This window comes from Gordonia sp. NPDC057258, assembly GCF_042668985.1.
In the GTDB taxonomy this organism is placed as follows: domain Bacteria; phylum Actinomycetota; class Actinomycetes; order Mycobacteriales; family Mycobacteriaceae; genus Gordonia; species Gordonia hongkongensis.
The window spans coordinates 52,706-79,337 of record NZ_JBHUXZ010000007.1 but is presented as its reverse complement, the minus strand read 5'-3'; the positions used below and the strand labels follow the sequence as shown (position 1 = coordinate 79,337).

General features: G+C 68.3%; 24 protein-coding genes and 4 tRNA genes. 13 read left to right on the top strand and 15 right to left on the bottom strand.

Going from position 1 to position 26,632, the window contains the following annotated elements; genetic code table 11:
* Positions 1 to 85: 85 nt before the first annotated feature.
* Complete coding sequence (gene dxs / locus ACFUEJ_RS07555) at positions 86 to 2,044, top strand: 1-deoxy-D-xylulose-5-phosphate synthase (protein ID WP_388028432.1); 1,959 nt, start codon at positions 86 to 88, stop codon at positions 2,042 to 2,044.
* A 41-nt stretch (positions 2,045 to 2,085) separates the two neighbouring features.
* Positions 2,086 to 3,225, top strand: a complete 1,140-nt coding sequence (locus ACFUEJ_RS07550) for a glutamate--cysteine ligase (protein WP_078112318.1) — start codon at positions 2,086 to 2,088, stop codon at positions 3,223 to 3,225.
* 320 nt (positions 3,226 to 3,545) lie between these two features.
* Here the strand turns inward: ACFUEJ_RS07550 and ACFUEJ_RS07545 are convergent, their stop codons facing one another.
* The 3 genes from ACFUEJ_RS07545 to ACFUEJ_RS07535 all read right to left on the bottom strand — a co-directional run bounded on the left by ACFUEJ_RS07545 (position 3,546) and on the right by ACFUEJ_RS07535 (position 6,042).
* The gene (locus ACFUEJ_RS07545) at positions 3,546 to 3,974 is read right to left on the bottom strand and encodes an SRPBCC family protein (RefSeq protein ID WP_068969826.1); all 429 of its coding nucleotides are present in this window, start codon (positions 3,972 to 3,974) and stop codon (positions 3,546 to 3,548) included.
* A 155-nt stretch (positions 3,975 to 4,129) separates the two neighbouring features.
* Positions 4,130 to 5,419 carry an HRDC domain-containing protein gene (locus ACFUEJ_RS07540; RefSeq protein ID WP_388028428.1) on the bottom strand — a complete coding sequence of 430 codons (1,290 nt, stop codon included), beginning with the start codon at positions 5,417 to 5,419 and terminating at the stop codon, positions 4,130 to 4,132.
* Entirely contained in the window at positions 5,416 to 6,042 is a 627-nt protein-coding gene (locus ACFUEJ_RS07535) for a DUF3000 domain-containing protein (protein WP_058250234.1), read from the bottom strand. The genes ACFUEJ_RS07540 and ACFUEJ_RS07535 overlap by 4 nt, the downstream gene beginning before the upstream one ends.
* Before the next feature lie 93 nt (positions 6,043 to 6,135).
* On the opposite strand from ACFUEJ_RS07535, the gene hemE reads away from it, so the two are divergent.
* From hemE to hemQ, 3 genes are read left to right on the top strand one after another with little or no spacing between them, the layout of a single operon-like run.
* A complete protein-coding gene (gene hemE, locus ACFUEJ_RS07530) occupies positions 6,136 to 7,200 on the top strand; it encodes a uroporphyrinogen decarboxylase (RefSeq protein ID WP_247451986.1) in 1,065 nt (354 codons plus the stop codon).
* Positions 7,200 to 8,606, top strand: coding sequence for a protoporphyrinogen oxidase (hemG, locus tag ACFUEJ_RS07525; protein ID WP_247451987.1), 1,407 nt, complete (start codon positions 7,200 to 7,202; stop codon positions 8,604 to 8,606). The genes hemE and hemG overlap by 1 nt, the downstream gene beginning before the upstream one ends.
* A 57-nt stretch (positions 8,607 to 8,663) precedes the next feature.
* A complete protein-coding gene (gene hemQ, locus ACFUEJ_RS07520; RefSeq protein ID WP_058250316.1) occupies positions 8,664 to 9,359 on the top strand; it encodes a hydrogen peroxide-dependent heme synthase in 696 nt (231 codons plus the stop codon).
* Positions 9,360 to 9,381: 22 nt separating this feature from the next.
* Here hemQ and msrB read toward each other — a convergent pair whose 3' ends face one another.
* From msrB to ACFUEJ_RS07500, 4 genes are all read right to left on the bottom strand, one after another.
* Entirely contained in the window at positions 9,382 to 9,813 is a 432-nt protein-coding gene (gene msrB, locus ACFUEJ_RS07515; protein ID WP_058250317.1) for a peptide-methionine (R)-S-oxide reductase MsrB, read from the bottom strand.
* Between the two features lie 41 nt (positions 9,814 to 9,854).
* Complete coding sequence (locus ACFUEJ_RS07510) at positions 9,855 to 11,135, bottom strand: glycosyltransferase family 87 protein (RefSeq protein WP_388028422.1); 1,281 nt, start codon at positions 11,133 to 11,135, stop codon at positions 9,855 to 9,857.
* Positions 11,136 to 11,193: 58 nt separating this feature from the next.
* Positions 11,194 to 12,804, bottom strand: coding sequence for an alpha/beta hydrolase (locus ACFUEJ_RS07505; protein WP_388028420.1), 1,611 nt, complete (start codon positions 12,802 to 12,804; stop codon positions 11,194 to 11,196).
* Positions 12,805 to 12,882: 78 nt separating this feature from the next.
* Positions 12,883 to 13,668, bottom strand: coding sequence for a pyrimidine reductase family protein (locus ACFUEJ_RS07500; protein ID WP_388028417.1), 786 nt, complete (start codon positions 13,666 to 13,668; stop codon positions 12,883 to 12,885).
* 35 nt (positions 13,669 to 13,703) lie between these two features.
* Between ACFUEJ_RS07500 and zapE the strand changes: the two genes are divergently transcribed.
* Complete coding sequence (gene zapE, locus ACFUEJ_RS07495) at positions 13,704 to 14,717, top strand: cell division protein ZapE (RefSeq protein WP_058250238.1); 1,014 nt, start codon at positions 13,704 to 13,706, stop codon at positions 14,715 to 14,717.
* A gap of 105 nt (positions 14,718 to 14,822) precedes the next feature.
* Here the strand turns inward: zapE and ACFUEJ_RS07490 are convergent, their stop codons facing one another.
* Genes ACFUEJ_RS07490 through ACFUEJ_RS07480 form a run of 3 tightly spaced genes read right to left on the bottom strand, consistent with a single transcriptional unit; the run spans position 14,823 to position 18,179 of the window.
* A complete protein-coding gene (locus ACFUEJ_RS07490; RefSeq protein ID WP_388028413.1) occupies positions 14,823 to 15,398 on the bottom strand; it encodes a GNAT family N-acetyltransferase in 576 nt (191 codons plus the stop codon).
* Positions 15,395 to 16,213 (bottom strand): sulfurtransferase, encoded by an 819-nt coding sequence (locus tag ACFUEJ_RS07485; protein ID WP_205334115.1) that lies wholly within the window; start codon positions 16,211 to 16,213, stop codon positions 15,395 to 15,397. Before ACFUEJ_RS07485 ends, ACFUEJ_RS07490 begins: the two co-directional genes overlap by 4 nt.
* Positions 16,214 to 16,232: 19 nt before the next feature.
* Complete coding sequence (locus ACFUEJ_RS07480) at positions 16,233 to 18,179, bottom strand: flavin-containing monooxygenase (protein WP_388028410.1); 1,947 nt, start codon at positions 18,177 to 18,179, stop codon at positions 16,233 to 16,235.
* A gap of 138 nt (positions 18,180 to 18,317) precedes the next feature.
* Here ACFUEJ_RS07480 and ACFUEJ_RS07475 point away from each other — a divergent pair, with 138 nt between their 5' ends.
* Genes ACFUEJ_RS07475 through ACFUEJ_RS07460 form a run of 4 tightly spaced genes read left to right on the top strand, consistent with a single transcriptional unit; the run spans position 18,318 to position 22,279 of the window.
* Entirely contained in the window at positions 18,318 to 18,956 is a 639-nt protein-coding gene (locus ACFUEJ_RS07475) for a nitroreductase family protein (RefSeq protein WP_068969817.1), read from the top strand.
* On the top strand, positions 18,953 to 20,563 hold the full coding sequence (locus ACFUEJ_RS07470) for a class I adenylate-forming enzyme family protein (protein WP_388028406.1): 1,611 nt from the start codon (positions 18,953 to 18,955) through the stop codon (positions 20,561 to 20,563). Before ACFUEJ_RS07475 ends, ACFUEJ_RS07470 begins: the two co-directional genes overlap by 4 nt.
* Positions 20,544 to 21,188: a TetR/AcrR family transcriptional regulator gene (locus ACFUEJ_RS07465; protein ID WP_065632091.1), complete on the top strand. Its 645-nt coding sequence runs from the start codon at positions 20,544 to 20,546 to the stop codon at positions 21,186 to 21,188. The genes ACFUEJ_RS07470 and ACFUEJ_RS07465 overlap by 20 nt, the downstream gene beginning before the upstream one ends.
* Complete coding sequence (locus tag ACFUEJ_RS07460) at positions 21,185 to 22,279, top strand: CaiB/BaiF CoA transferase family protein (RefSeq protein WP_388028404.1); 1,095 nt, start codon at positions 21,185 to 21,187, stop codon at positions 22,277 to 22,279. Before ACFUEJ_RS07465 ends, ACFUEJ_RS07460 begins: the two co-directional genes overlap by 4 nt.
* 51 nt (positions 22,280 to 22,330) lie before the next feature.
* On the opposite strand, the gene ACFUEJ_RS07455 is transcribed toward ACFUEJ_RS07460, so the two are convergent.
* The 3 genes from ACFUEJ_RS07455 to ACFUEJ_RS07445 form a co-directional block, all read right to left on the bottom strand.
* Positions 22,331 to 22,405, bottom strand: a tRNA-Val gene (locus ACFUEJ_RS07455).
* A 21-nt stretch (positions 22,406 to 22,426) separates the two neighbouring features.
* Positions 22,427 to 22,500: transfer RNA gene (locus ACFUEJ_RS07450), tRNA-Cys, on the bottom strand.
* 22 nt (positions 22,501 to 22,522) lie between these two features.
* Positions 22,523 to 22,595 (bottom strand) — tRNA-Gly (locus ACFUEJ_RS07445).
* Between the two features lie 253 nt (positions 22,596 to 22,848).
* Here ACFUEJ_RS07445 and ACFUEJ_RS07440 point away from each other — a divergent pair.
* The 3 genes from ACFUEJ_RS07440 (at position 22,849) to ACFUEJ_RS07430 (ending at position 25,091) form a co-directional block, all read left to right on the top strand.
* Positions 22,849 to 22,923, top strand: a tRNA-Val gene (locus tag ACFUEJ_RS07440).
* Positions 22,924 to 23,054: 131 nt separating this feature from the next.
* Positions 23,055 to 23,990, top strand: coding sequence for a restriction endonuclease (locus ACFUEJ_RS07435; RefSeq protein ID WP_065632217.1), 936 nt, complete (start codon positions 23,055 to 23,057; stop codon positions 23,988 to 23,990).
* Positions 23,991 to 24,008: 18 nt separating this feature from the next.
* A complete protein-coding gene (locus ACFUEJ_RS07430) occupies positions 24,009 to 25,091 on the top strand; it encodes a DUF4238 domain-containing protein (protein ID WP_065632093.1) in 1,083 nt (360 codons plus the stop codon).
* Positions 25,092 to 25,132: 41 nt separating this feature from the next.
* On the opposite strand, the gene ACFUEJ_RS07425 is transcribed toward ACFUEJ_RS07430, so the two are convergent.
* Complete coding sequence (locus ACFUEJ_RS07425; RefSeq protein WP_065632094.1) at positions 25,133 to 25,678, bottom strand: hypothetical protein; 546 nt, start codon at positions 25,676 to 25,678, stop codon at positions 25,133 to 25,135.
* 312 nt (positions 25,679 to 25,990) lie between these two features.
* Positions 25,991 to 26,530 (bottom strand): hypothetical protein, encoded by a 540-nt coding sequence (locus ACFUEJ_RS07420; protein ID WP_065632095.1) that lies wholly within the window; start codon positions 26,528 to 26,530, stop codon positions 25,991 to 25,993.
* Positions 26,531 to 26,632 lie beyond the last annotated feature (102 nt).

Here is a 26,632-nt window from a genome sequence, read left to right as displayed (position 1 = left end):
ATGCTTCCGTAGACTGACCAGACATGTGCCGGACGTTCTCCGGCTCGACAGCCGACCTGGCGTCTCGCCGGTGATGGAGGAAACGATGGGTGTGCTCGACCGGATCAGCTCGCCGGCCGATCTCCGGCCGCTGTCGGACGAGGAGATGCAGGTCCTCTCGGCCGAGATCCGGACGTTCCTGATCGAGAAGGTCGCCGCCACGGGCGGACATCTCGGACCGAACCTCGGAGTCGTCGAGTTGACGCTCGGCATCCACCGCGTCTTCGACTCGCCGTCGGATCCGATCCTGTTCGACACCGGCCACCAGTCCTACGTCCACAAGATCGTCACCGGACGCAAGGACGGCTTCGATCAGCTGCGCCAGCGCGGCGGGCTCACCGGCTACCAGGAGCGCGCGGAGTCCGACCACGACTGGGTGGAGTCCTCGCACGCGTCGGCGGCGCTGTCGTATGCGGACGGGCTCGCGAAGTCCTTCGAACTGACCGGTCAGCCGGATCGCACGGTGGTCGCGGTGGTGGGCGACGGCGCCCTGACCGGCGGTATGTGCTGGGAGGCCATCAACAACATCGCCGCCTGCAACCGCCGGGTCGTCATCGTCGTCAACGACAACGGTCGGTCGTATGCGCCGACGATCGGCGGACTCGCGAGCCACCTGTCGGGGCTGCGCCTGCAGCCCGGGTACGAGAAGTTCCTCGACGAGGGTCGTCGCGTCGTCAAGCAGGTGCCCGTCGTCGGGGAGCCGGCATACGCCGTCCTGCACGGGATGAAGAGCGGGCTCAAGGACCTCCTGGCCCCGCAGGCGATGTTCACCGATCTCGGACTGAAGTACGTCGGGCCCGTCGACGGTCACGACATCGACGCGGTCGAGTCGGCGCTGCGGCAGGCCCGCGACTTCGGCGGCCCGGTGATCGTGCACACCGTGACCCGCAAGGGCATGGGCTACGCCCACGCCGAGAACCACGTCGCCGACCTCATGCACGCGACCGGCATCATCGACCCGATCACCGGCCGGCCCACCAGCGTCTCACCCCAGGACTGGACCGCCGTGTTCTCCGCCGCACTGCTCGACGCCGGCGCCAACCGTCCCGACGTCGTCGCGATCACCGCGGCGATGCCCGGACCGACGGGCCTCACCCCCTTCGGCGAACGCTACCCGGACCGTATGTTCGACGTCGGCATCGCCGAACAGCATGCGATGACCTCGGCGGCCGGACTCGCGCTCGGCGGACTGCATCCGGTTGTCGCGATCTACTCGACGTTCCTCAACCGCGCGTTCGATCAGCTGCTGATGGACGTCGCGCTGCTGAGGCAGCCGGTGACGCTCGTCCTCGACCGTTCCGGCATCACCGGACCCGATGGCCCCAGCCACCACGGCATGTGGGATCTCTCGCTGATGGCGATGGTGCCCGGCCTGCGGGTCGCCGCACCCCGTGACGCCGTCCGGCTGCGCGAGGAGTTCGACGAGGCACTCGGCGTCGCCGACGGCCCCACGGCCCTCCGATTCTCCAAAGGTGCTGTCCCCGAAGACATCCGCGCGGTCGAGCGGCTCGACGACGGTGTCGACGTGCTGCACCGGACGGACCGGGACCTCGGTCCGGCGGGCGGCGATGTGCTCATCGTCGCGGTCGGTGCCTTCTGCGGGCTGGCCGTCGACACCGCCGAACGCCTGGCCCGTCAGGGAATCGATGCGACGGTCGTGGATCCGCGCTGGGTACTGCCGGTGCCCACCTCGGTGGTCGAGGTCGCGCGCCGCCACCGGCTCGTCGTCACGCTCGAGGACGGGTGCACCAGCGGCGGCGTCGGGTCCGCGGTCGCCGCCGCGCTGTCGGCGGCGGAGGTGCTCGTCCCGGTCCAGATCAAGGGCATCCCGCAGGAGTTCATCGCACACGCCTCGCGCAACGAGATCCTCGCCGATATCGGGTTGACCGCGCAGGACCTCGCCCGGTCGATCACCGCGACGGTCTCGGGCATGCAGGCCGGTCCCGGCCTGGACCGGGCGATCGAGAACACGCCCGATCCGGCGGAGAGCCGCGCCGAGGACTGACGTCCCGTTTGACCGATGCCGCCGCTGGGCATTTTCTCCGTGTGAACGACGAGTACGGTTCCGCGGGCGGGGATTTCCGGGGCATTCCGGCGCCGACCCTCGGGGTCGAGGAGGAGTTCGTCCTCGTCGACCGGGAGACCGGACGGCCGGTCGGGAGCAACCGCGAGGTGGCGACCGCGGCATCCGCGCGCGGCCTCGATCTCGAGTTGGAACTCACCTCGTCGCAGGTGGAGATCGCCACGCCGACCGCGGCGACGAGTCAGGAGATCGGCGACCACCTGCACCGGCTGCGGGGCATCCTGGCGGCGGCGGCCGATGACATAGGCGTGGACGTGGTCGCCTGCGGGGTGCCGCCACGCGTGCCCGAGTCGTTTCCGGTGACCGACACCGGCCGCTACCGGGCGATCGCCGCGCGGTACGGCATGCTGGCCCACGAACAGGGCATCAGTGGCTGTCACGTCCACGTGGGTGTCCCGGACACCGACACCGCCGTCGCGGTGTGCAATTGCCTGCGCCCGTGGCTACCGATACTGCTTGCGCTGTCGGCGAACTCGGCGATCTATCGCGACGCCGACTCCGGCCACGCCAGTTGGCGCTCGGTGCTCTGGTCGCGATGGCCCGCGGCGGGACCGCCACCGCACCTGCGCTCGGCCGAACACTTCGCCGAGACGGTCGAAGTCCTCGTGGCCACGGGCACGATCCTGGACCCGCACATGCTGTACTGGGACGCTCGGCCGTCGGATCACCTGCCCACGGTCGAGGTGCGGGTCGGGGACGTGCAGATGCGGGTGGAGGAGACGCGGACCTTCGCCACCCTCGTCCGTGCGGCGGTGATGACCGCCCTCGACGACCTGCGCGCGGAGGACCGGCGGTTCCCGGCCGCGGACCTCGATCCGGCGCTGCTGTCGGCCGCGTACTGGATCGCCGCCCACGACGGCGTCGACGGGCGTGCGCTCGACCCGACGACCGGCGCGTTGGTGCCGGTCTGGACGCGGGTCGAGCAGTTCCTCACCGTGCTCGCGCCGGCGCTGGACCGACTCGGTGAGCGGGACGGCGTCATGCAGGCGCTGGACCGGCTGCGTCTGGATGGCAACGGGGCCTCTCGCCAGCGGCGCCTCTTCGAGGAGTCCGGATCAGCTCTCGCCGTAGTCCGGGCCGCGACACTGCACCCGCCTGGCTGACGACGGACGCCTGCCCTTCGTGGGGCTCGTCGCTAGGCGCTCCTCGCACCTCAGTACCAGCGGCCTGACGGCCGTCCTGGACTACGAAAGAAACCTGTGTGCTCGCGGCGAGCCTTACTACTGCTCCCTGAGGAGGCCGGAGCTTGCGGAGGCCGTCACGAAGGGTCCTGGTGAGATGCGTCGCGAACCCTTCGTGGCTCGTCGCTGGCGCTCCTCGCACCTCAGGGAGCGGAGGGAGGGTGTCGCTTGCACCCCACAGACCAGCGGTTTGGTGGTTCCTCGGGTTAGGGTGCAGAGGGGTCAGGTCGGCCCCGATCGACTCAGCGCAGTGTCGCCAGGTTCGAGATCGACTTGTGCACATCGGATTCCAGGATCTTGGCGACGAGCCTGCCGACCGAGCCGTTGAGCAGACCGCCGGACAACTCGGCCGACAGATCGAAGTGCGAACCGTCGGCGATCTCGTCGACCTTCATCGCCAGATCGATGTTCACCCCGCCGCGGCCGGTTCCCGACAGCGCGATGAGCCGCGGCTCGTCGTAGTCGGTGACGGTCCAGTGGATCACATTGCGGAAGCCCTTGACCTTGATGAGGGAGGAGATGGTGGTGCCCTCGGCGATCGTGTCGGGGACCGGCGAGCGCCACCCGCCGAAGATGGTCATCCACTCGTCGAAGCGCGAGAGGTTGCTGGCGAGCGCCCATGCTGCGCTCGGTTCGAGGTCGGAGTCGATGCCGACGGAGACTGTGGCCACGGAACTACTCCCATCGCGGAAGGTGGTGTGCTCACCGGAGGTGACTTCCCGGTGGCTCGCGTACTCGGGTGATGGCAATCGGGTCGTGACCCCCGAATGTACGCGAAGGTCGGCGCCACAGCGCGATGGCCGGGGGTCTCGTCGGGCTGGTCGATCTACTCGGCGGCCGCCGTCGGCCCTGGTCGGGCGGCGTCGAGGAGGGCCTCGGTCAGGGCCTCCACACAGAGCGTCCGCTGCCACGTGCGGGCGCCGGCGGCGGCCAGATGTGCATCGAGCGCCTCGGTCGTGATCGGTTCCGGCAACCCGTCCCAGCACAGCTGTCGCATCACGTCGGGTGCGAGGAGGTTCTCCACCGGCAGGGTGTGGTCTTCGGCGATCTGTTTGAGCACCGGCCGGACCGCCTGCAGCCGCGCCGCGGCCTCCGGGTTGCGCTGATCCCACCGGCTGACCGGGGGCAGGCCCGGTCCGGTCGACTTCCGCGAGGGCAGCTTGCTGTCGGGGATCTCGCGCGCCCGCTGCAGCGCGGACATCCAGATCCCGGCCTGACGGCGCTGACGCGGGCCGCCGAAGACCGGCAGCTTGGTGAGTTCGGCGATGGACTGAGGGTTCACGGTCGCGGCGTTGACGATGGCCGTGTCGGGCAGGACACGTCCGGGCGCGACATCCCGACGCTGCGCCAGTTCCTCACGCGCGGTCCACAATTCGCGGACCGCGGCGAGCGCGCGGGTGGACTTCACGGTGTGCACGTTCGACGTCTTGCGCCACCGGTCGGTGCGCGGCGGTGCCGGTGGCCGGCCCAGGACGTACGCGAATTCCTCTCGCGCCCAGCCGTCCTTGCCCGCTTCCGCGAGTGCGGCGTCCATGGCGTCGCGCAGTTCGACGAGGACCTCGACGTCGAGCGCGGCGTAGTTCAGCCATTCGTCGGGCAGCGGGCGGCGCGACCAGTCGGCGGCGCCGTGTCCCTTGAGGAGTCCCAGCCCGAGGAACTCCGCCACCATCGCGGCGAGGTTGACCTTGGCCAGGCCCAGGAGGCGTCCGGCCAGCTCGGTGTCGTACAGTTCAACGCACTCGAAACCGAGTTCGCGAAGGCACGGGAGGTCCTGATCGGCCGCGTGCAGCACCCATTCCGGTCCGCGCATCGCGTCGATGACGGGCGCCAGCGCGCCGGGATCACCGATCGGGTCCAGCAGGAAGCTCCCCGATCCGCGTCGTTTGATCTGGATCAGATAGGCGCGTTGCGAGTACCGGTAGCCCGACGCGCGTTCGGTGTCGACGGCGATCGGCCCGTCGCCGGCTGCCAGAGCGGCTGCCGCGTCGGCGAATTCGGTGGCGGTCGCCAGTACCGGGGGCACGCCGTCGGCCGGCCGGAGCAACGGGGTGACCTCCGGCGCGGGGTCCGGCTCGATCGGGTTCTCGGCCGCATCCCCGGGGGCGGAGTCGTTCACGTCGCGCCGAGTTCGGTGACCCCGACCGGCGGGAGACCGGCCGCGGAGGCGAGCACGTCGCAGAACGCCTCGAGGTGGTTGTTCAGGCCGTCCGAGCTCAGGGCGGTCCACGAGGCGCGCACCTCGAGCTGATGTGCGCGCGGAGGTCCGGCGATGTCGCCGTACCGGACCGACGTCGTGGAGGTGACGGTGCCGCCGAGCGCGGTCACCTCGACGCGGTGGGCGGAACCGTCGGGCGTGGCGGTCGCGCCCACCGGGACGCCGAGGGCGTCGCTGAGCCAGCTCCAGGCCACCTCGGGCAGCAGCGGATCCATGGCCAGGGCCGCCTCCACCTCCGCCTGGAGGAACGCGACGAGGCGCATGGTGCCGTTCCACGCGTCCTGTCCGGCGGGATCGAACAGCAGGATGAGGCGCCCGAAGGCGCTTCCCTGCGAATCCGTGGGCACGACGTCGAGGTCCTCGGGCGGGCGCACCTCGGCGCCGACGGCGTAGCTGTACGGCGCCAGGCGCTGCGGCGGGCGGATGGGCCCGACCTCGATCTCGCGGCGCACCCGGGCAGCATGCAGCGACTCCACCGCTGCGCGGAAATCAGCAGGCTCGTCCGGAGCTCCCGAAGAGGTCACCGTTCGACCGTAGGGCTGGGGTGCCCGGCCACGGCGGAGGCGCGCCGAGGACCACCCGTGCGCAGATCGAGGGGCATGGCAGAGTAAGCGGTGATGTCGAACGCAACTGGTACCCGGGTCCATAGGTCGAACCTGCCGCTCGTCGCCGCGGCCACCGGCGCGACCCCGTCACGCCGGCCGGTGTGGTTCATGCGGCAAGCCGGTCGCTCGCTGCCCGAGTACCGGGCCATCCGCGCCGATCACGGCATGCTGGAGTCCTGCTTCGACGCCGAACTGGTCTGCGAGATCACCATGCAGCCCGTCCGCCGGCACGACGTCGACGCGGCGATCCTGTTCTCCGACATCGTGGTGCCGCTCAAGGCCGCCGGCATCGACCTCGACATCGTCGCGGGCACCGGGCCGGTGATCGCCGAGCCGGTGCGCTCGCCCGACGCGGTGTCGCGCATCCCGCGGCTGGAACCGGCAGCGGTCGGCTCGATCGCGCGGGCCATCGAACTACTCCTCGGCGAGCTGGGGGACCAGGTGGCGCTGATCGGCTTCGCCGGAGCGCCGTTCACCCTGGCCTCGTACCTCATCGAGGGCGGCCCGAGCCGCAACTACGAGCGGACCAAGGCGATGATGCACGGCGACCCGGAGACGTGGGCCGAGCTGATGGCGCGTCTCGCCGACATCACCATCGCGTTCCTGCGCGTCCAGCTGGAGGCCGGGGTCGACGCGATCCAGCTCTTCGACTCGTGGGCGGGCATGCTGTCGGCCGCCGACTACCAGCGTTTCGTCGCACCGCACAGCGCCCGTGTCCTGGCCGAGGTCGCCGGGTACGGCGTCCCGCGCATCCACTTCGGCGTCGGCACCGGTGAGCTGCTCGCCCCGATGGCGCATGTCGGTGCCGATGTCATCGGCGTCGACTGGCGTGTGCCGCTCGAGGAGGCCGTGCGCCGGGTGGGTCCGGGTAGGGCAGTGCAGGGCAACCTCGATCCGACACTGCTGTTCGCCGGCCCCGACGTCGTCGACGCCGAGGTCCGCCGGGTGGTCGCCGATGGCGACCGGGCGATCGCCGCCGGGGCGGTCGGGCACATCTTCAACCTCGGACACGGCGTGCTGCCCGGCACCGACCCGGACGTGCTGACCCGGGCCGTCGAAGTCATCCACAGCCTCTGATGTCCCCGCGGGTCCGAATCGCGATCGTCGGCGGCGGGATCTCCGGTCTGACCGCCGCCTACCGCCTTCGTCGTGCGCTCGGGCCCGACGCGCACCTCGACCTGCTCGAGGCCTCCGGACGGGTGGGCGGGGTCCTGCACACCACGACGGTGGGCGGTCGGGCCGTCGACGTCGGGGCCGAGGCGTTCATCGTCCGGCGACCCGAGGCGCTCGAACTCGTCACCGAACTGGGCCTCGCCGACCGGATCGTCTCGCCGACGCCGCGCCGTCCCGCGGTGTGGTCGGGTAAGCGGTTGCATCCGTTGCCCAGTCCGGCGCTGATGGGCATCCCGGCCGGACCGGCCGTCGTCGACGGTCTCGCCGACCCCGAGGACGTCGACCGCATGTCCGGTGAACCCGACCGTTCGATGCGGTGGGAAGCCGGGAACGATACGTCGGTCGGGCAGCTGGTCGCCGACCGGTTCGGGCCCTCGGTGGTGGCGCGCAGCGTCGACCCGATGCTCGGGGGTGTGTACTCCAGTCTCGCCGACGACATCGGGGTCCGCGAGGCGCTACCGGCGCTGGCCACGCGCCTCGACGCGGGCGCGCCGTCGCTCACCGCTGCCGTCGGCGACCTCATCGCCGCGGGGGCCGGGGCCTCGGGGCCGGTCTTCGGCGCCCTCGTGGGCGGATACCAAATCCTCCTTGACGCCCTGCGGACCGCGGCCGGCATCGAACCCGAGATCTCGTGTCCGGTCACCGAAGTCACTCCGTCTGGGGCCGGGTGGGTGCTCGACTTCGGTACGGCTCGTGACCCGCGACCGTACGACGCCGTGCTCCTGGCCGTGCCGGCCTGGCGGGCGGGGGAGCTACTGGGTCGGTCCGCGCCGGACCTGTCTGCGCCGTTGCGCGCGGTCCGGGGCGCCTCGTCGGTGGTGGTGTCGATCGCGCTCGCGCCGGGGACCGAGCTGCCCGATCACTCCGGTGTGCTGGTGGGGACCGGAGAAGGGTTGCGCGCCAAGGCTTTCACGTTCAGCTCGCAGAAGTGGGCGCATATGTCGGATGCGGGCCGGCCGGTCTCGGTGCGGGCGTCGTTCGGACGGTTCGGTGCGGTGGTACCGGATGAGACGGCCGAACCCGGCGTCGACGACCGGCTGCGTCGTGAGGCACTCGAGGACCTCGACGAGGTGTGCCGCGCCGCCGGTGTCGCGCCGGTGTCGTCGCGGGTCGTCGACGCATACGTGCAGCGTTGGGACGACGGATTGCCGGTCTATGCGCCCGGGCACCTCGCGGCGATGTCGCAGGTGCTGGCCGCGCGGCCGTCGCGTCTGGCCTTGGCCGGGTCGTCGTATGCCGGTGTCGGGGTGCCGGCCTGTATCGGCCGGGCCGGCCGCGCGGCGGCCGAACTGCTGGCAGATCTGACGTGACCCGACTCCGCTGACCTGCCTGGTCGCCGGGTGGGCGCCGGTGGCACGATGGCACCCATGAGCCGCTTGGATTACGCAGAACTCAACTCGACGATCCGCTACCTGATGTTCTCGGTGTTCGCGGTCCGCCCAGGTGAACTGGGTGCTGATCGCGATCAGGCCAAATCCGACGCCGCGGACTTCTTCAAGTCCCTCGAGGACACCGGCGTCGTCGTCCGCGGTGTCTACGACGTGTCGGGTCTGCGCGCCGACGCCGACTTCATGATCTGGTGGCACGCCGAGGACGTCGAGCCGATCCAGGCCGCCTACGCGAAGTTCCGTCGCGAGACCGTTCTGGGACGGGCGTGCAACGCGGTGTGGAGCAACGTCGCGCTGCACCGGCCCGCCGAGTTCAACAAGAGCCACATCCCGGCGTTCCTCGCGGGCGAGGACCCCGGCAACTACATCTGCGTGTACCCGTTCGTGCGGTCCTACGAGTGGTACCTGCTGCCCGACGAGGAGCGGCGCAAGATGCTCGCCGACCACGGCAAGGCAGCGCGCGCGTACAAGGACGTCCGCGCCAACACGGTGTCGTCGTTCGCGCTGGGCGACTACGAGTGGCTGCTGGCCTTCGAGGCGCCCGAGCTGCACCGCATCGTCGACCTCATGCGTGATCTGCGCGCCACCGAGGCGCGGATGCACGTCCGCGAGGAGACGCCGTTCTTCACCGGCCCACGGGTCGAGGTGCCGGCGCTGATCGACGCGCTGCCCTGAGCCGAGCCGCTGGAACCGGCCGCTACTCGGCCGGTTCCAGCGTCAGGCTGATGCTGTTGATGCAATACCGGAGATCGGTGGGGGTGTCGTAGCCCTCTCCGGCGAAGACGTGGCCGAGGTGGCTCTTGCAGTTCGCGCAGAGCACCTCGACGCGCCGCATGCCCAGCGAGTTGTCCTCGACCTCGATGATCTTGTCGCCGGCGAGTGGGGAGAAGAACGACGGCCAGCCGCAGTGCGATTCGAACTTCTGCTCGCTACGGAACAGTTCGGTGTTGCAGGCGCGGCACCGGTAGATGCCGACGGTCTTGGTGTCGGTGTATTCACCGGTGAACGGCGCCTCGGTGCCCGCCTGGCGGAGGACACGGTACTCGGCCGGCGTCAGGCGCTGGCGCCACTGCTCATCGGTGAGTTCGGCGAGATTCTCGGCGTCGGTCGACGGGGTGCTGTCGGTCATGTCCTCCACGGTAGCGCGCAGCCGGACCGGCTTTGGCAGCACTATTTCGACAGGCCCACGGTCTCGCTCGTGGAAGTCGCGGTCTCGGTGGCGGGGACGCTCGGCGCGTCGGTCTCCGAACGGACCGGCGGCACCATGCCGGCCACCCCGTCGGACCGCATGTCGAGGTAGCGGAACAGCAGTGAGCAGAACACCGCGATCATCAGGAGTGACCAACCCCAGGTGACCTTGTTGTACTCGACCATCCAGCCGAACGCCGTCCAGCGGTCGGAGTAGAAACCGTCGAAGGTCATGCACCCGTAGACCCCGAGCCAGGCGGGCCAGTTGCGCATCGGCGAGCCGGGCAGGAGCACCGTCATCAGGAGCGGGAACAGGAGCATCGAGTAATAGCCCTGACCGAGCGAACCGACGAGGAAGGTCGTGCACAGCAGGACTCCCGACGATGCCGTGATCCACAGCAACTCGTTGGTCCGGCGGTAGTAGCGGTACAGGAACCACAGCGAGAACGCGGCCATCGCGACGAAGGCGACGCGGAGCAGTAGTACCAGCCAGGGTGCGACGCCGAAGTACGCGCCGTTGCCGGCGATCGAACTGTTGTAGTAGTCGCGTGCCTCGCCGAGGTACGGGACGGTCCGGCTGATGAAGTCGTTCGCGTCGACCGACAGCGGCCAGGCGACGATCGTCAGGACGACCGGAACCACGATGGCGAGCGCGAACACCCGCCACTGCCGGTTGAGCAGCGGCAGCAGCATCAGCGGCGCCAGCACCGGTTTCACCGCGAGGGTGAGGCCCATCGGCACGCCCGCCCACCAGTCGTGCCGGCTGAGCATCAGCATCAGGAAGGCGAGGAGGCCGAGGAGCACGAACGAGTTGAAGTTCGTGAAGATCAGTGTGTGCGAGACGGTTTCGGTGCTGAAGAAGAAGAACAGGACCGTCGGCATGACCCACGAGTTGAACGCGAACCCGAACATGCGGGTGAGCAGGTAGGCGCAGATCAGCAGCGCGATGACGCTCGCCGCGATGAAGGCCCAGCGGGCGCGCTCGTAGTCGATGACGGCGACCGGCGCCATCAGCAGGGTGCCCGACGGCGGGTAGAGGTAGTGCGGGTCGACCGTGGCGTAGTTCTCGCCGTAGACCGGCAGGCCGTTGAGGAAGTTGTAGGCCGCGGCGTACACCGGTTTGAAGTCGTCGGTGCGGTCACCGTTGACCCCGAGGAACACCGAGCGGTGTACGACCATGAGCAGGCTGATCGGCCACAGGACCATCGGGATGATCCGCTGAGCACTCATCGGGGGATAGAGATACCTGTCGAGATTGGCCACCCGCGAACCGTACTACGCGCGCCGCCGAGCTCAGAACCGTGCGGCGTGGTCCGGGGACTCAGGTGGGGCAGCCCCGCTGGGTCGGACCCTGCAGCGGCGCCCGATCGACGTACTCCGCGACGACCTCGGCGGCGCACGCACTGCGTCCCAGGACCGAATACCCCAGGCCGTCCCAGGTGACGGTCACCGGCTCGGCCTCGGCGTTCATGAACAGCGGCACCAGAGCATTGGCTCCCTCGCCACCGTTGATCGGGTCGCGCGTCCCGTTGAGGATCAACGGGTCGGCGGGCAGCGACGTGGGTGGCCGGACCGGATTGCCCGACGCCCAGCCGTTGCACCGGACGAGTGACAGCGCACTGTTCGCGCCGGTGAGGGGGTTCTGCTTGGACCACGCGTCCACCAGACCCGGCACCTCGTTCTGTCCGACCGGGCCGGTCACATCGTTGCAGCGGGACACCAGGGCGCCGTCGGGGAGCCGCAGGGTCGCGGCGCGATCGGCGAGCCGGACCAGCGCTGCGGTCTGGCCGCGGTCGGCAGCTGCGATGGCATCTGCGAGGTCGAGCAACGATTGCGGGCGGTCCGGCGCCAGGGCCAGGGTCGTGGTGATCGCCTCGAGCGCGGCCGTGTCGGAGAGCGACTCGAGGTCGCCCGCCCGTGCCTTGCCCAGCATGCGGGTCATCGTCGCGACCCCGTTGGACCCGAGCGCGCAGCCCGGTAACGCCGAGCACCGCTGTGCGAAGCCCTGGAGCGCCACCTGGACGCCCCGCGCCTGGGACTGTGCGCGATCCCGGGCGTTCGCGCCGAACGGGGTCGGGGTGTCGAGGATGATCCGCCCGGCACGTCCGCCGTACAGGGACGCGTAGGTGAGCACGACGTCGGAACCCTCACCGGTGCCGATGAGCCCCAGATGTTCGACGCCCCAGCGCTGCCGCAGGGACTCGAGGTCCGCGGCGGCGTTCGCGGCCCCGAAACTCAGTTGGTAGGGGGTGAGCGTCTCCGTGCACCCGTCCGAGGCCGATGACGCGGCCGTGGACAGGCGCGAGATCCGCGCGTCCGTCGTCGTGGCGCGGTCGACGAGGCCGTTGTTGGCGATCGTCGTGCGTTCCAGTCGGGTCATGCAGTCGATGTCGCTGCTGAGCGGGATGCCGCGGTGGTCGACCGCGACCACGGGGTGCGAGGAGAGGAACGCCCGGCCCGGGCCGGCGGTCATCACCATCAGCGTCCGCGACGACGGCAGATCGGAACCGGAGGTGAGGACGAGCGGCGCCGCGTCGGGTGGCGTGTCCGCGGTCCGGGCGCGCGTCACCGTGATCGACACGACCTCGCCGTCGGGTTGGTCGCGGTCGATGGGCGAGTCGTATTCGGCACATTCGATCGTCACGCCTTCCGGACGTGGCACCCCGTATCGTTCGCTCGTCTCGGCGGCGCACTCGCTCCACTCGAGATCGGTCATCGGCACCGCGAGCGCGGGGGCGGGGGGAGCGGTCGACGACGACGGTGCCGGTCCCTCCTGACCGCCGCCGCCCGGGATCAGGTCGGGACCACGGTCGGGACCGACGGCACAAGAGGACAGGACGATCGCCGCGATCACGCCGGCGACCACACCCGCGAGAGCCTTCGGGCGGGAGTTCGGTGCTGCGCCGACGGCCGGGGTGTGCGCTCTTGGCATGTCCGCGAGCGTAGTCAACGAATCCGCGAGGACGCTCGAGCCGGGTGTCGGTTGAGTCCCGGACCGGGAGCGGAAAGCTCACCGGGTGGACGGGCGGCCGTCGCGGACCCAGCGGGTGAACACGAACCCGTCGTCATCGGTCATGATCGACGCCGGGTGCAGTGCGCGCAGGACCGCCGCCCCCTCGTCGGTGACCGCGATGCGGCCGGCGATCCCGCCGACGAGGTGCGGGCTCGTGGTCAGACACAGCTCGTCCACGGCATCGGCTGCCACGAGCGAACCGAGCAGACTCGGACCGCCCTCGCAGAGCACCCGGGACCATCCGCGAACACCGCAGTGCTCCAGGATGGCCGCGGTCGACACGGCGTCGTCGCCGCAGTCCACCAGCGTCGCGCCGGCATCGAGCAGAGCCCGCCGGCGATCGGCGGGCGCGTTCGAACAGGTGAGGACGACGGTGTTCTCGTGGGACACGGGCTCGAAGTCGGGCGGTATCGACAGCGACCGGGACACGAGCGCGAGTGCCGGGGCGGGCGCCTGCCCCAGCGATCGCCGGACTGCGGCGAGGGCGTCGTCGGGTGCGGGTTGCCCATATCCCTCGGTGGTCGCCGTGCCCGCACCCACGAGGACGACGTCGGCGAGCCCTCGCAGCACGCGGAACACGGCTTTGTCGCCGGGACCGCCGAGACCGCCGGACTTGCCGTCGACGGTGACCGCACCGTCGATCGACGACACCATGTTCGCCCGCACGAACGGCGCGTCGTCGTCCGGATCCGTGGACGATCGAGGGGGGTACGAGTAGAGCTCGGCCAGCCGGACCAGCTCGTCCTCGGATGTGACCTGGGTCGCTTTCTGCAGGTGGAACATGCGTTCATCATTCCGCGCCTGGCTACTCTCCACACATGGTGGCCCGACTCTGCGATCGCAACCCTGCGACCTCGCCCGACGCACTCATCGACGAGATGGTGCCCCCGTCGACCTTCGACGACGTGAGCTTCGACTCCTACATCCCCGACCCCAACGAGCCGTCGCAGGCCGAGGCGGTGGCCAAGGCGCGCGACTTCGTGGCGCGGGCGTCGAAGGCGCGCTCGGGCAAGAAGGGCCTGTTCTCTCGGAAGGCGCCGGCCCAAGGGGTCGGTCTGTACCTCGACGGCGGCTTCGGCGTCGGCAAGACCCACCTGCTGGCGTCGATCTACCACTCGATGCCCGCACCGAAGTCGTTCGCCACGTTCGTCGAGGTCACACACGTGGTCGGCGCGCTGGGCTTCGTGAACGCCGTCGAGCGGCTCTCGCAGCACACGGTGCTGTGTATCGACGAGTTCGAGCTCGACGACCCGGGCGACACGATGCTCGTCTCCCGGCTGCTGACCGAACTCACCGCCAAGGGCGTGTCGATCGTCGCCACCTCCAACACGCTCCCCGGCCAGCTGGGGGAGGGCCGGTTCGCCGCCCAGGACTTCCTACGGGAGATCCGCAAGCTGTCCTCGGTGTTCGAGACGATCCGCGTCGACGGTCCCGATTATCGTCACCGCGATCTGCCGCCGGCGCCGGAGCCGCGCAGCGAGTCCGAACTGACCGAGATCGCCGAGTCCACCGACGGCGCGACCCTCGACGACTTCGACGCACTGTGCGACCACCTCAGCACCCTTCACCCGTCGAAGTACAAGGACCTCGTCGACGGCGTCTCCCTGGTCTGCATCTCTGGGGTGCACCCGGCCGAGGACCAGTCGGTGGCCCTGCGCCTGGTGGTGCTCGCCGACCGTCTCTACGACGCCCACATCCCGGTGACCGTCTCGGGCGCGAAGCTCGACGAGATCTTCACCGAGGAGATGCTGGCCGGCGGTTATCGCAAGAAGTACCTACGCGCCACCTCGCGCTTGCTGGCTCTCTCGCGGTTCGCGGAGTCGGCGGCCTGATCTCCGTACAAACCCACCTCTTCTCCGTAAACCCACCCGATCCGAGCGCGGTGGGTTTACCGAAAAGGGGTGGGTTTGCGGGTGGGCGCGACTGAGCCCGCCGGTTCACAGCCGCTGCGTGAACACGTAGTCGTGCTCGATGCTGTCACCGAGGGTGAAGGTCTTCGCGCCGGCGCGTTCGAAACCCATCTTCGTGTAGAACCGCTGGGCCCGGACGTTGAGCTGGTTCACGCCCAACCACACCAGAGCGCTGCCGTGCGACCGTGCGCGATCGAGCGCGGCACCCATGAGCAGGTGCGACGGAGTCGCGCCCTGCCGCGAATGATGGTCGCGCAGCACATACATCTTCGAGATCTCGCTCACCGGACGCTCGGTCACGACCGCACACACGTCGGGCTGCCTTGGGTCGCCATGCAGCACCAGCGCGTAGCCGAGGATCGGTCCGCCGACACCGTCGCGCGCGACCAGGACATCGGCAGTCGGATCGGCGATATGATCACGAAAGCTGTTCTCCCGCAGGTTGTCGGCGACGAAGTTCTCGATGTCGGCCGGTGCAGCGTGCGGCGGGCACGCGAGCGGGAACGTGACGGCGGCGACCTCGGCTACTCCCGCCGCCGCTGCGGGGTCGGTCACGACCTCCACGGTGACATCGGCGAGGTCGGCGGCACCGGGGTCGGTCACGACAGCGGACGAGCCGGATCGGCGGTCCAGGCGTTCATCGATCCGTCGTAGACCGCGACGTCGTCGCGTCCGAGGCTGTGCAGCGCGAAAGCCGCTGCGGTGGCGGCGATCCCGCCGCCACAGTAGGTGACCGGGCGTACCGACGGATCGAGGGCGCCGACGTCTGCGAACAGTGCGCGCAGCTCCTCGAGCGGCCGGAGTCGCCCCGCGTCGTCGACCAGTTCGGCGAACGGCACGTTGACACTGCCGGGAATGTGGCCGCCCGCGAACGACTCCCGGTCGAGCGCGTTGACCAGCAGGACGGAGGACTCGCCGGTGGCGGCGGCGACCTCGTCGGTGGAGACGATCCGCTGGGGCCGGCGGCGCGGGGTGAACGATGCCGCGGTGGTCGTCACCTCGCCGGTCTCGACCGGGAGGCCGGCCGCGGTCCAGGCGCCGTACCCGCCGTCGAGGACGAGTACGTCGTCGAAGCCCTCGAGTCCGAACTGCCACCACAGTCGCGTGGCCCAGATGCCGTTGGCGGTGTCGTACACGACGACGGTGGAGTCGTCGCCGATGCCGAGGCGGCCGACCGCATCGGCGAAACGCGCGGAGTCTGCTGCGGCGAACGGTGCCTCGCCGTCGGGGTCGCTGAGGTCGGTGATCTGATCGGCGAACACCGCGCCGGGCAGGTGCCCGGCCAGATAGGTCTCCCGACCGGAGGCGACGTGTGCGCCGTCGGCATCGAAGGTCAGATGGACGGTGGCGTCGACGATGCGGAGGTTCTCCTCGCCGAGGCGGGCGGCGAGATCGGTGGCGGAGATGAGGGGCGTCATGACAGCCACGGTAGTCCCGTCAGTCGACGAGGGGTTCGGCGACGAAATCGTCGAGGTCGACACTGCGCGTCCGCGCCCAGTAGTCGACGATCCGCCATGGCAGGACGGCGACGACGCGTCCGTCGGGGTTGCGATACCAGTTGGTCATCGCCGGATGCGTCCACACCATCTGCGCGTGGGCGCGGTCGACGGCGTCGTTGTATTCCTCGGTGACGTCACGTCGGACTTCCAGTACGCCCAGCCGGTTCTCGATCATCGCGCGGAGAGCGTCGCAGACATAGCGCACCTGGTATTCGAGGATGCTGATGAAGCTGCCGCCGTGTCCCAGTGCGGTGTTCGGCCCGGTGAGGATGAACAGGTTGGGGAAGTCGGGTGCGGTGATCCCCAGGTAGGCGTACGCGTCGTGATCACCCCACGCGTCGACGGTGTTCTGCCCGCTGCGTCCGACGATGTCCATGGGGTAGAGGTAGCGGTCGCTGTGGAATCCGGTGGCGAAGACGATGATGTCGAAGTCGTGGGCGGTGCCGGTGCCGTCGACGAGTCCATCGGAGGTGACCCGTTCGACGCCGTGTGGAACCAGCTCGACGTTCGGCCGGCGCAACATGCGAAACCAGCCGTTGTCCAACAGCATCCGCTTGCCGAAGGGCGGGTAGTCGGGAGTCGACAGGTCGATGAGGTCGTCGCGGTCACCCAGTTCGCTGCGCAGGTAGCGCAGGTAGAACTCGCGGTGACCGTGATTGACGGCGTTGATCGACGCGGTCGGCTCGGGCCAGTCCGGGTCGATGCGCAGGGTCGAGTGGACCTTGTCGTTGAAGATCCACGACAGTCGTGCGCGGTACCACTCCCGGTACCCGGGGAGGTTGTCCATCAGCCAGTGCACGTCGTCGCCGACCGGGGCGAAGTAGTCATCGTTCGGCGCGATCCACTGCGGCGAGCGCTGGAAGATCGTCAGCGATCCGACCCGATCGGCGATGGCCGGCCCGATCTGCATCGCGCTGGCACCGGATCCGACGATGGCGACCCGTTTGCCGGTGAGCGCGCCGGGCCCGTCGAGTTCGTCCGGCCATTGTGCGGAATGGAAGATCGGACCGGTGAAGTCGTCCATCCCCAGAAGTTCGGGAAGCTTCGGGCGGTTGAGGAGACCGACTGCGCTGATGAGGATCCGGGCGGTCAGGGTGTCCTGGTGGCCCTCGCGGTTACGGACGTGGACCGTCCAGCGCTGGGTCTCGGCGTCGTAGGCGGCCGAGAGGACCTCGGTGCCGAAGCGGACGCGATCGCGCACCGCGTGCCGGTCGGCGAAGGCCTGTAGGTAGCCCTGCACCTCGTCGCGCTTGCCGAAGTGCGTGGACCACGGGTGGTCGAAGGACGAGATCGAGTACAGGTAGCTCGGCGTGTCCACGCCGGCGCCGGGGTACCGGTTCTCGTACCACGAGCCGCCGACCTCGTCGTTCTTCTCCAGCACGGTGTGCTCGACGCCGGCTCCGGCGAGTTGCGTGGAGATCAGCATGCCGGCCACACCGGCGCCGATGACCAGCGCGTCCATCGACGTGGCGAGATCATCGGGCAACGCCGGCAGATGCATATCCCGGAGGTCGCCACGGACGATCTCGGTCATCATCGGCGCGAATTCCGGGGCCACCTGCTCGCCCGCCGTGAACGACATCAACGATGCGACGAGTGCCTCGTCGGCCGGCTTCCGCGCAGGCCGGCCACGGTCGTACCAGTCCTCGAGGGCGTCGACGACCGCCGCGCGGATCTCCTGCTGGACGTCCTCTCCGAGCCCGCCCGAGGAGTTGTCGTCCATGCCTCGGCTCCGCGTCGGGCGGAATCGATCGGCCATCCACCGGTGGTCACCCGTCATCTCCACGAGGACCGCGAGCAGGGTCGGGATGTTGCCCGCCGCCACGAATGCCCGGATCTCCGCTGTGGTCGGGCGCGTCTCCGGACGCAGCGAAACAGATGTCATAACTAAAACTAACCACTGTTAGTAGTGCGACGTCAACACCGCCTTCAACTCCGTCTGACGGCTCTTGACGACCAAAGCCGGCTGTGCCACTGTGTCCTCAGTCATACTAACAACGGTTAGTGAGCACGGAGGATTGACATGGATCTCAGCGAGGCAATGCGCACGACGGGCACCTGCCGCTACTTCAGCGACCGCCCGGTGGAGGACGAGGTGCTGTACCGGGCGTTCGACGACGCGCGATTCGGCCCGCAGGGCGGCAACCGCCAGCCCGTCCGTTGGGTCGTCGTCCGCGACGAGGTGACCAAGAAGGCTCTCGCCGACCTGTACCTGCCGTTCTGGGAGGGCTACTACGCCGCGGTCGTCGAGGGGTCGAAGAAGGTCGGCGCCATCCCCAAGACCGTGGAGAGCGCCAACTATTTCGCGCACCACCTCGCCGAGGTGCCCGCCCTGATCGTGGTGTGCGCCCAGATGGACGGACTGCACCCGACCGACCACGAACTGGGCAGGCTCAGCGTCGTCGGCGGGGCGTCGATCTATCCGAGCGTCCAGAACCTCACCCTTGCGCTCCGGCAGCAAGGCGTGGCCACTGCGCTGACGACCCTGCTCTGCGCCGCCGAGAACGAGGTGAAGAACCTCCTCGGCATCCCCGAGGGTTATCTCACCGCCGCCCACATCGCCGTCGGCTATCCGCGTGACGACTTCCCCCGCAAGCTGTCCCGGACCCCGGTCGAGGAGATCGCCTTCCTCGACCGCTTCGACAACCGGATGTTCGCGTGAGCGCCCCCGCCGTGAACCCCTCGACGCGCGCCCTGTCTCCCGCTCAGACCTCGATGCTGGGCCGGGCCACCATCGGTGACCAGCTGCGTCGCCTGGCCCGGTCCCAGGGTTCGACCCCGGCGATCGTGGCCTACGACGCGGAAGGCGGACGTACGTCGACGTCGTACGCGGAGCTGAACACGATGGCCAACCGGGTCGCCCATGTGCTGCTCGACCTCGGCGTCGGGCGCGGGGATCGCGTTGCGGTGATGAGTCGTAACCGGGTCGAGACGGTCGCCACCTACTACGGCGCCCTCAAGGTCGGTGCCGCGTATTCCGGCGTCAGTCCCATGTTCCGGGAGGGCGAGGTCGCCCAGCAGCTCCGGCACCTGGAACCGACGGTGCTCGTCGTCGAGCAGCCGCTGTCCGCGTTGGCCGGCCCCATCGCCGACAGTCTCGGCATCTCGGTTCTCGTCGTCGGCGACGACGAGGCGAACTCGTGGAACTCGTTCGACGAGTCCGTCGCGGCGGCTGACGATTCCGAACCCGACTGCGAGGTCGACGAACACGATCTCGCGATGATCGTCTACACCAGCGGCACCGAGTCGACGCCGAAGGGCGTCGAGATCGCCCATCGGTACTACCTCATCTCCACCTCGCCGGCGTACACGTGGGGGCTGCGCTGCCGCAACGACGACGTGTGGCTCTACGTGATGCCGTTCCACACGATCGCCGGGATCGGCTCGCTGACCTCGTTGACGCTGCTGGGCGCCACCCTGGTGCTGCCGGCCGCGGTCGACCCGGCGACGGCGTTGCGGATGATCCGCGACGAGAAGATCTCGGTGCTGGCCCAGACGCCGACCTTCTTCATCGCGCTCGCCAACCACCCGGACTTCGGGGCCGACACCGTCGGTTCGGTGCGCCGCTGCCTGACCTACGGCGGTCAGGTGTCGCCGCACGCGGTCGACGCGTGGGCCGCGGCGACCCCGGAATCGGTCTGGGGTACCTACTGGGGACAGTCCGAACTCACCCAGCTCGGCTCCGTCGGCTGGTTCCGGCGACTCGAGGACGTACCGGACCAGGACCCGACCTGGATCGGGAAGCCGGTCGGGCACCTGGAGGTCCGGGTCGTCGACGCCGACGGCAACGACGCCGAAGAGGGCGAACTGCTCTGCCGCACACCGTCGGTCATGCTCGGCTACCACAAGGACCCCAAGCGCACCGCTCAGGTCTTCGAGGGTGGCTGGGTGCACACCGGTGACATCGTGCGCATCGACGCCGACGGCAACCTGTTCTTCCGCGACCGGCGCAAGGACATGATCAAGACAGGCGGTTTCAACGTCGCGTCACAGGAGGTCGAGCGAGTTCTGCAGGCGCACCCCGACGTCGAGCGTGCCGCCGTCGTCGGGCTGCCCGACCCGTACTGGTCGGAGGCGGTCACCGGATTCGTGGTGCTCCGCGCCGGCGCGGAACACACCGGCGCGGACATCCGTGAGTACTGCCGAACCGACCTGGCATCGTACAAGGTGCCCAAGGAGGTCCACGTGGTCGACGCGTTGCCGACCGACGCCCAGGGCAAACTGCTCAAACGCGAGTTGAGGAAGGCCTATGGAACCGGTCAGGGCTGAGATCGACGCCGACGCTGCCACCGACGAAGACCGGACGCCGCCGGCGCGGCGGCCCCGCCGACGCCGCGACGAGATCGTCGAGGCCGCGGCCCGCTACTTCGCCGATCACGGCTACTCCAACGCGGGGATGCGTGACATCGCCCAGGCGGTCGGTATGCGGGGTGCGAGCCTCTACAACCACTTTCAGTCCAAGGAGGAGATCCTCTACGCCATCGCGCTGCGGATGACCGAGGATCCCCAGCAGGATCTGCTGCTGCTCGACGCCGAGGGCGGTCCCGTCGAACGGCTCACGAACCTGATCGAGGCCCACGTCCGGCGTCTGGCGCGGCACCGGGTGGAACACCTTGTCGCCCTTCGGGAATTGTCGGCGCTGACACCCGAGCACCGACGGGTGGTCACCGACTATCGGAAGTACTACCAGCGTCGAATTCGCGATGTGATCGCCGCCGGCGCCCGACTGGGGCTGTTCGAGGTCCGCGACCCACACCAGTCGGCGATCGCGGTGCTGGACCTGATGAACGGGATCAGCTGGTGGCTGAACGACTCTCACGATGTCGACCAGTTGGTCCGCGATTACGTCGACTTCACGATCGGTGGCGTTCTCCACCATCGTCCGACGTCGTGAGCGGACCACTCGCCGGCGTGCGGGTGGTCGAGATGCCCGGGCTCGGGCCGACCCCGCACGCCTGCATGCTGCTCGCCGATCTCGGCGCCGACGTCATCCGGATCCGGCGGCCCGGCCCGGATCTGCCCGGGCCCGACGGTATCCCGGATGCCGACGCCGGTCTGTACCGGTCGCGACGCACGGTCGACGCCGACGTCAAGGACCCCGACGACGTGGCCCGCATCCGTGAGCTGATCCGGCGCGCCGACATCGTCGTGGAGGGCTTCCGTCCGGGCGTGATGGAACGCCTCGGCCTGGGTCCCGAGATCTGCTCCGACGCACCGCAACTCATCTACGCGCGCATGACCGGGTGGGGTCAGGACGGGGATCGTGCCGCGAGCGCCGGACATGACATCAACTACCTGGCGGTCACCGGCGTGCTCGAGGCGATGGGTCCGGCCGGCGCCCCGCCGGTGCCGCCGCTCTCGCTCGTCGGCGACTTCGGCGGGGGATCGATGCTGCTCGTCGTCGGCGTGCTGGCCGCTCTGCACGACCGCACGCGCACCGGCCGAGGCCAGGTCATCGACGCCGCCATGGTCGACGGTGCCGGACTGCTCGGCGCGCTGCAGTGGTCGTGGAAGGCCGCCGGACGCTGGGGGTCTCGGGACCAGGGCAATCTCCTCGACGGCTCGGCGCCGTTCTACGCGACATATCGGTGCGCCGACGACAAGTTCGTCGCCGTCGGCGCGCTCGAGGAGAAGTTCTGGCGGAACCTGATCGACACCCTCGGCATCGGCGACCTGCCCGACCGGTGGGACCGGGCCTCGTGGCCGGTGATCAGCGCGGCATTGCAAGCCCGCTTCGGGTCGCGTACGCGCGACGAATGGGGGAGTGTGTTCGATGGTGTGGACGCCTGTGTGACACCGGTTCTCGACTTCGACGAAGCCGCGGCAGACCCGGTCGCGGTGCAACGCGGTTCGTTCGTGCGCGTCGACGACGCGATCGCCCCCGCGCCGGCACCGCGGTTCTCCCGGACCGTACTGCCCGCGCCCTCGGGTCCGTCGGCGGCGTCGTTGGGGGAAATCGTCGACGAGTGGTCGGCGGGCAACTGAGACGCCGATGAGCCAACGAAAAACCCCCGGATCGATCCGGGGGTTTTGTCGTGGTGCGCGATACAAGGATTGAACTTGTGACCTCTTCCGTGTCAGGGAAGCGCTCTCCCACTGAGCTAATCGCGCGGGTATGGAATTGTGCAGCGGTGGAGGTGGCGACGGGAATCGAACCCGTGTACACGGCTTTGCAGGCCGTTGCCTCACCACTCGGCCACACCACCAGATGCGAGTCGACTCGCGCCGAGCGGATGACGGGATTCGAACCCGCGACCCTCACCTTGGCAAGGTGATGCGCTACCAGCTGCGCTACATCCGCATGCCCACGAGCGATCTTGTGGATCGTGCTGCTCGCGGTGCGAAGAGAAACTTACGCGATGGTTTCCGAACTATCCAAATCGCCTGGTCAGGGGCGTGGCCGCGAGTGAATCACCAGCGTGTGATTCGCTCCCGTGCCGCATAGGCGGGTTTGTGACGTGGCCCACCGCGGTGATTTGGGACTTCTGCGCAACCCGTGTAATCTTCTGGCTCGTGCGCAGGCGCCCCCGGCACTGACCGAAGGCGCCCGACACGGTCCCGTGGCTCAGTGGAAGAGCGTCCCGTTCACACCGGGAAGGTCGCTGGTTCGATCCCAGCCGGGACCACCAGGTGATAGCGGCTGTCAGGTCATCGGGCCATCACTCGACCTCTCGCCAGCCACGACGCGCCTTCGTTCTTCAACAGCAACCGCACCGCCACCGTCTAAGGTTTGCTCCGTGCCCTGTCGGAGTTGTGCGCGGTGACCATTCCTGATTTCCAATCCCTAATGCGGCCAGTGCTCGCCTTTCTCGCCGACGGGCAGGTCCACAGATCTCGCGATGTTGTCGAGGCCATGGCTGATCAGTTCGGTTTGACCGAGGCTGAGCGCGCCGAGATGTTGCCCAGCGGTGCGGCGAAACGAATCAACAACCGAGTTGGGTGGGCGACGACCTACCTCAGCCAGGCCGGCCTGATCGAACGCCCTGGCCGAGGGCAGATTGTGATCTCACAGCAGGGGCGTGGCGCCTTATACAGCAATCCCGAGCGCATCGACATGAAGGTCTTGGAGGAATACGAGTCGTATCGCGCGTTCAAGATGCGGAAGCGGAAGCGCGAGGATGACTCTCACGAGGACCACGACATCGTCGAACCGACTGTGACTGACGACGATGGGGCGGCGACGCCGAACGACCTCCTGGAGCGTGCGGTCGCACTTAATCGGGCGGCCGTTGAGAGCGAGGTGCTGGCAACGGCACTTAAACTCTCGCCGACCGGGTTTGAGGAGCTGGTCGTGAGGCTCCTGGACCGCATGGGATATGGGCGTGCCGGATCGGTCGAGCGAACGAGCGCGTCGGGTGACGCAGGAGTGGACGGGATCATTAGCCAGGATCCGCTCGGCCTCGATCGCATCTATGTTCAGGCGAAGCGGTACGCCGAGGACCGTGCTGTCGATCGACCGAGGATCCACGAGTTCGCGGGAGCGCTCCTTGGAAAGCAGGGCGACCGTGGCGTGTACTTAACTACATCGAGATTCACCCACGGCGCTCGCGACGAGGCAGAGCGAATCAACGCCCGCATCGAACTCATCGACGGTTCCCGGCTCGCCGAGTTGCTGGTGCAGTACGAGGTCGGCGTTCAGCCCGAGCAGGCTGCGACTCTGTATCGCCTGGACGAGGACTTCTTTGAGTCGATCTGATGATGAACGGGGTGATGAATGCAAGGGCGGGTGTTTCCGCACAAGTGGACATCGGATGTCGAGATCGAGGAGTCGAAACGTCTTGCTGCCGCTGGCGGTGTCGGAAAGAAGCATCACCACGTGCCTCAGGTTTACCTCCGGCGGTGGGCTGACTCCGAAGGTGCGGTCCGAGTCACGAAAGTCTCGACGCGTGACACATATGTCCAGCCCACCAAGGACATCGCCAAGAAATCGAATCTGTACAGGATCTCCGCGTCCGATTTGGAATCTGACTACCCTGAGCTGTGGTTCGAGAAGCACATGTCGAGGATCGAGAGCGACGCCGCCGCATGGCTCGGCGCGTTAGACGAGCTTCCCGATGGGCAAATTCGTGATCGGCAATTGATCGCTAATCTTGGTGTGTTCGTGGCGCTGCAGGAGCAGCGGACACTCAAACATCACGCGCAGAATTTGCGGATTGAAGACGCGTTGAATCGGTTTGGTCGCGCTGAGACGGTCAGTCGAGTGCTGCCCTGGCTTGCTCCGTTGTATGGGATTCCTTACTCGGCGGAGCGCCACGACGAGCTGTTGGACGAGATTCTGAATGTTCAGTTGCTCAGTAGCGAGCGGAAGCCCCGGGCTTTGGAAAGTGCCATAGGCGTCTGGCGGTCGCAGGCTATTCCGCACCTCGTGGCGGCGCGAAGTTGGTGGCTTGTGTCGAGTGCGGGTCCATTGGTCACATGTGATGAGCCCACCATCTGGTTGGGAGGTCCGGCTCGTGGCCGGTGGGAGCCCCCTGCCTGGGCGCGTTCCTCGCACATGGTGTTTCCGCTCGGTCCGCATCGACTACTGGTACTGGCAGCGCGCAAGTTTCATCCATTGCCGCCGCCGTTTGAACTAAGTGCCAGTGAGGCTCGGCAGATCAACTTCGAGATCGTGGCTGCCTCTCACGAGTTCGGTTACGAGACCCCGGGCACTAGCGCTGCAGCGGCGTTTGAAGTGCCGCCGTGGCCGCCTCATAGCCCGGATAGTGCCCCGACATTTATGGAGGCAGTCCTAGAGCCGTCGCGATGGGCGCAGGGCGAAGGTCCTCCGTGGGCTGTCCGCCGCTGGTACGGGTAGCGGCTTGTCGGCACTGAGGACGTAAACGCGTTGCTTGCATGTCAATCGGAACTCAGCCGGTATTCGTCGTCGTACCAGCGAATGAACCGCTCAACGGAGCCCCAACCTTCCGCTACGCGGTCGTGAAGTGCACGCTGGTCGTGGCCGGGAACCCAGCGGCGGCCAGGTGGCAATTCACTGCCACACCCGCACATACAGCCAAGGTTGGAGTTGTCGTCCGGCAGATACCGGACAGGATTGCGGAATGGCTCGATCGCGGTGTCGATGAGACGGTCGTAATCAGGGTGCCCCCTGCGCAGAACGTGTCCGACAACGGCCTGCTTGACGCCTCCTGAGCGAAGCGGAACGTCTTCGATGTGATCGATCTCGGCAACGATACGAATGACGTGCCCGACGCTCATCGTGGCGATCCGCTCTCGATGACCGCGTGGCCCAATCTTGTACACGCCGCGGTTCTGATTGAAGTTCACGCTGTCGCTTGCGTGTGGGTCGAACCCGGCCCAGTTGCGATTCCAATCCGACGGATCCTCGCCGACTGATGTCCCGGGTCCGACCAAGAACTTCTCACGCAGATTGAGATTCAGCATGCGCCTGCCTTCCCAAGGAGTGATGCAGACAATACGTTACAGCAGGACGTAAGGGCAAGGCAATATCTTTAGATTAAAGTCGCTTCCTAGGATCAATCTTTAACCATCGAGCTACTGCGATCCTGATGACAGCCTCAGCCCGCGTACGAGCAGGACTCGTGCTTACGTGACCCAGGACCTCTGTCCTCGCACGCGTGTCGCTACTAGGACTTCTGAAGACGTTGATGGCGAAGAACGCCGTCGCCGGTTTGCGATGGCAGTGGTAATCGCCACGCCGACGTCCCGTGGGTGCGGCGCGACGATCGGACGCTTTCAGTGCGGACTGCACCCATGAACGAACACGGGCCGGTATGGCTGTCCCGCAACCGCATCGACGTCGGCGAGAGCCCGGGCCAGCACGACGACCGCGGCGTCCGCGGACCGCTGCAGCGGCGCGGCGAGGAGGCCGTAACCGTGCCGCATCGTCACCGTGGCGACGATGCGCGCCTGCCAGCCCGGCGCGTCGGCCGGCGGTGACTGGATGCCGTCGAGAACGCGGCAGGTCGAACGCTGCGCGAGCTCCTCACCGTCGTTCCCGGTCGAGAGATCGATGAGTACGTCGACCACTCGCCGCTGGTCGGGTCGTAGCGCAGAGTCGTCGGGGAGTGGCCAGGGGTTGAGCCGCGGGCGCACGACCTCGGACGGGGTCTCGAGTGCGATGTGGATCGGTGGAACCGGACCGTCGGCGGTGCTCGACGAGGTGTCGCGCGTCATCGCGACCGGCTCGATGCCTTCCCCGACGCATGCGACGGTCAGCGTTGATGATGCCGCGATGACCAGTACGACTCCGAGGGTTGCTCGTAGTGATGACATGGTGTCGTCCCCCAGGTGATCTCGTCACCCACCGAGGTCAACGGTAGTCCGGCACGGACCGTCGCGATCCAGCTGTCCACCGAACAACCGACCAGGCGCCAC

Bases quoted from the DNA above. Each gene is read 5' to 3' on its own strand.
- ACFUEJ_RS07425 (WP_065632094.1), bottom strand. From the start codon at position 25,678: ATGCTGAATCTCAATCTGCGTGAGAAGTTCTTGGTCGGACCCGGGACA.
- msrB (WP_058250317.1), bottom strand. From the start codon at position 9,813: ATGACCGACAGCACCCCGTCGACCGACGCCGAGAATCTCGCCGAACTC.
- ACFUEJ_RS07480 (WP_388028410.1), bottom strand. From the start codon at position 18,179: ATGACATCTGTTTCGCTGCGTCCGGAGACGCGCCCGACCACAGCGGAG.
- ACFUEJ_RS07485 (WP_205334115.1), bottom strand. From the start codon at position 16,213: ATGACGCCCCTCATCTCCGCCACCGATCTCGCCGCCCGCCTCGGCGAG.
- dxs (WP_388028432.1), top strand. From the start codon at position 86: ATGGGTGTGCTCGACCGGATCAGCTCGCCGGCCGATCTCCGGCCGCTG.
- hemG (WP_247451987.1), top strand. From the start codon at position 7,200: ATGTCCCCGCGGGTCCGAATCGCGATCGTCGGCGGCGGGATCTCCGGT.
- ACFUEJ_RS07465 (WP_065632091.1), top strand. From the start codon at position 20,544: ATGGAACCGGTCAGGGCTGAGATCGACGCCGACGCTGCCACCGACGAA.
- ACFUEJ_RS07420 (WP_065632095.1), bottom strand. From the start codon at position 26,530: ATGTCATCACTACGAGCAACCCTCGGAGTCGTACTGGTCATCGCGGCA.
- ACFUEJ_RS07500 (WP_388028417.1), bottom strand. From the start codon at position 13,668: ATGTTCCACCTGCAGAAAGCGACCCAGGTCACATCCGAGGACGAGCTG.
- hemE (WP_247451986.1), top strand. From the start codon at position 6,136: ATGTCGAACGCAACTGGTACCCGGGTCCATAGGTCGAACCTGCCGCTC.
- hemQ (WP_058250316.1), top strand. From the start codon at position 8,664: ATGAGCCGCTTGGATTACGCAGAACTCAACTCGACGATCCGCTACCTG.
- ACFUEJ_RS07430 (WP_065632093.1), top strand. From the start codon at position 24,009: ATGCAAGGGCGGGTGTTTCCGCACAAGTGGACATCGGATGTCGAGATC.
- zapE (WP_058250238.1), top strand. From the start codon at position 13,704: ATGGTGGCCCGACTCTGCGATCGCAACCCTGCGACCTCGCCCGACGCA.
- ACFUEJ_RS07505 (WP_388028420.1), bottom strand. From the start codon at position 12,804: ATGCCAAGAGCGCACACCCCGGCCGTCGGCGCAGCACCGAACTCCCGC.
- ACFUEJ_RS07475 (WP_068969817.1), top strand. From the start codon at position 18,318: ATGGATCTCAGCGAGGCAATGCGCACGACGGGCACCTGCCGCTACTTC.